Genomic DNA, 2442 nt, shown 5'->3' on the forward strand with positions numbered 1-2442 from the left:
CGCGCCAATCGCCGCTCCAAATCGGCGCGTATTCTCATGCCGGCGAGCGTGCATCCCTTCTATCGCCAGGTCGCGCGCAATATCTGTGCGAACCAGGGCATCATCTTCGAAGTGATCGACTACGACCGGGCCACCGGGCGTATCGATGAGGCGGCGCTTACGCGCTGGGCCAAAGAGGATGTAACCGCGCTGGTGATCCCGCAGCCGAACTTCTTCGGCGTGCTCGAAGACGTGGATACGCTCACCGACTGGGCCCAGAACAACGGCGCACTGGCTATCGGCCTGGTCAATCCGTTGTCGCTGGCGGTGTTCAAGGAACCCGGCCGCTGGGGCACGGGCGAGGGGGCCGATATCGTGGTCGGCGAGGGCCAGCCGCTAGGCGCGCCGCTGGCCTCGGGCGGGCCGTATTTCGGCATTTTGTGCTGTCGCAAGAAGCACGTCCGCCAGATGCCCGGCCGCGTGGTGGGTCGAACACAGGATATGGATGGCCGCACGGGTTATGTACTGACCCTGCAACCGCGCGAGCAGCATATTCGTCGCTCCAAGGCGACCTCCAACATCTGTACCAACCAGGGCCTGCTGGTGACCGCGGCCACCATTCATATGAGCCTGCTCGGGTCGCGGGGGCTGGAGAATACCGCCGCGACCTGTATCGCCAATACCCGTGCGCTGGTCGACCGGCTTACCGCGATAGACGGGGTCGAGGCGGTTTTCGACAGCCCGGCCTTTCATGAAACGGTGCTGCGGCTGCCGGTCGACGCCGAGCAGGCGCTCGCGGCACTGGCAGAACGCGGCGTGTTCGGCGGGCTGGCCCTGGCCGAATTCTATGACGGGCTCGATAACACGGTGCTCGTCTGTGCCACCGAAACCAAGACCGAGGCCGATCTCGAAACCTATGCCGACGCTCTGCGCGACGTGATCGCCGCGCAGGCCGAAGCGGCTTGAGGGCCGGCGCCGGCCATTTATTTCATCCGCTGTATCCAAGGACTGACGATGACCCAGCAAATCACGTTCAAAGGTAATGCCACCGATGTCGACGGCCAGCTGCCGTCGCCCGGCGACAGTCTGGCGGAGTTCAGCCTGACCGGCGCTAATCTGCGCGATGTCACGCTCGCGGACTTCGCCGGCAAGCGCAAGATATTCAATATCTTTCCGAGCATGGACACGCCCACCTGCGCGATCTCGGTCAAGCGTTTCAATGCCGAAGTCGATGCGCTCGACAATATCGCGCTGTTGCAGGTGTCCGCGGATCTGCCGTTTGCGCATTCGCGTTTCTGCACCGCCGAAGGGCTCGAAAACGGCACCACGCTGTCGATGATGCGCGACAAGCGTTTCGCCAAGGATTACGGCGTGCTGATCGCCAACGGGCCCATGGCGGGGCTGTGCGCGCGTGCGGTGATCGTCGCCGACGAACAGGGCACGGTGCTGCACAGCGAACTGGTGCCCGAGATCGGCCAGGAGCCGAATTACGAAGACGCGCTGGCCGCACTCAAGGTCTGAGTCCGAGCCCTCGCGGGACGATGCCAATGGTTTCGTCTTGAACAACCCGAACACCGCAAGCAGTCACGCCATGACCGAAAAGCTCATCTTCGAACACAGCCGGCCCGGCCGTCGTGCGCTGGCCCAGGCGCCGGCCGAGGCGCCCGCCATCGACGATATCCCGGCCGCACTGCGGCGCGAGTCGCCGGTGGGCCTGCCGCAAGCCTCGGAAATGGACGTGGTGCGCCACTACACGCGGCTATCGCAGCTTAATTTTTCCATCGATACGCATTTCTACCCGCTGGGCTCGTGCACCATGAAGCACAACCCCCGGGCCTGTAACACCCTCGCCTCGCTACCGGGGTTTCTCAATCGGCATCCGTTGGCGCCGGCCAGCCATGGTCAGGGCATGATGGCGTGCCTGTACGAGCTCCAGGAAATGCTGACCACGGTGACCGGCATGGAAGCCGTTTCGCTCACGCCGATGGCCGGGGCCCAGGGGGAATTCACGGGCGTGGCCATGATCAAGGCCTACCACGACGCACGCGGCGACAGCGCACGTAACGAGATCCTGGTGCCCGATGCCGCCCATGGCACCAACCCGGCCACCGCCGTGATGTGTGGCTGTACCGTGGTCGAAATTCCGACCGATGCCGACGGTGACGTGGATATCGCCGCACTGCGCGATGCCGTGTCCCACCGTACCGCGGGCATCATGCTCACCAATCCCTCGACGCTCGGCGTGTTCGAACAGGACATTCTCGAAATCGCCGAAATCGTGCATGGCGCAGGCGGGCTGCTCTACTACGACGGCGCCAACCTCAACGCCATTCTGGGCAAGGTGCGCCCGGGCGATATGGGCTTCGACGTCATCCACATGAATCTGCACAAGACCTTCTCCACCCCGCACGGCGGCGGCGGGCCGGGCTCCGGTGCGGTGGGCGTGGGTAAACTGCTGCGCGA

3 protein-coding genes are annotated in these 2442 nt (G+C 64.3%); all 3 read left to right on the top strand.

Features of this window, described 5'->3' with window-relative positions; translation table 11 throughout:
- A partial coding sequence (gene gcvPA / locus ABNU97_RS17640; RefSeq protein ID WP_348767974.1) for an aminomethyl-transferring glycine dehydrogenase subunit GcvPA occupies nucleotides 1–945 on the top strand: 945 nt, incomplete at its 5' end.
- Between the two features lie 48 nt (nucleotides 946–993).
- Entirely contained in the window at nucleotides 994–1500 is a 507-nt protein-coding gene (gene tpx / locus ABNU97_RS17645) for a thiol peroxidase (protein ID WP_348767975.1), read from the top strand.
- Nucleotides 1501–1570: 70 nt separating this feature from the next.
- A partial coding sequence (gcvPB, locus tag ABNU97_RS17650; protein ID WP_348767976.1) for an aminomethyl-transferring glycine dehydrogenase subunit GcvPB occupies nucleotides 1571–2442 on the top strand: 872 nt, incomplete at its 3' end.

Origin of the sequence: uncultured Salinisphaera sp., assembly GCF_964012375.1 — a bacterium.
In the GTDB taxonomy this organism is placed as follows: Bacteria; Pseudomonadota; Gammaproteobacteria; order Nevskiales; family Salinisphaeraceae; genus Salinisphaera.

What these genes read in the sequence shown, in the direction of transcription:
- tpx (WP_348767975.1), top strand. Translation starts at nt 994, where the DNA reads ATGACCCAGCAAATCACGTTCAAAGGTAATGCCACCGATGTCGACGGC.